The sequence below is a fragment of the Treponema sp. R6D11 genome (genome assembly GCF_054786075.1).
This window is the reverse complement of record NZ_BDHD01000710.1, coordinates 1-593: the sequence shown is the minus strand read 5'-3', so window position 1 is coordinate 593 and position 593 is coordinate 1. Positions and strand designations below refer to the sequence as shown.

At 44.7% G+C, this 593-nt stretch carries 2 pseudogenes; both read left to right on the top strand.

The window, feature by feature from the left end:
* Positions 1-226: pseudogene (locus ACYVTD_RS15635) on the top strand (methyl-accepting chemotaxis protein); the annotation flags it as partial.
* A gap of 112 nt (positions 227-338) precedes the next feature.
* Positions 339-593 (top strand): annotated as a pseudogene (locus ACYVTD_RS15630) (anthranilate phosphoribosyltransferase); the annotation flags it as partial.

Below are 593 nucleotides of genomic sequence, written 5' to 3'. Positions count from 1 at the left end.
GGTTAAGGAAGAATCATTAAGAATGATCATGAACAGCAGAGAAGTAATAAGCGAGAGCAAAAAGCTTGACCAGGTAACCAATGAAATTACTGGAGGTGTCAACGAAATGGCGGCCGGAGCCCAGCAGATTAACACGGCGGTAAACAGGATAAACGACATTAGCATAAAAAACAGGGAAAACATCGGATATTTGGCAAAGGAAGTTTCGATGTTTAAGGTGGCCTGATTTTCAACGTTGATTTAAGGTCGTTTTCCTAAGCCCCCGACGCTAGAAGATTTAAGCGTCGGGGGCATTTTTTCATCTTGACAGTTATAAGAAATAAGTATATAGAAAAGATATGATAAAAGAAGCGATTATAAAGGCGGCGAACAGGGAAAACCTGTCTTTTGAATGCGCCGAAAGCGTTATGAACGAAATTATGGAAGGCAAGGCGAGCGAAATCCAAATGGCCGCCTACCTTGCGGCAATGTCCGTCAAAGGCGAAACCATAGACGAAATTACCGCGTCCGCATTGGGAATGCGCAAGCACTGTGTAAGAATCCTGCACGACATGGACGTGCTTGAAATCGTAGGCACGGGCGGGGATCATTCC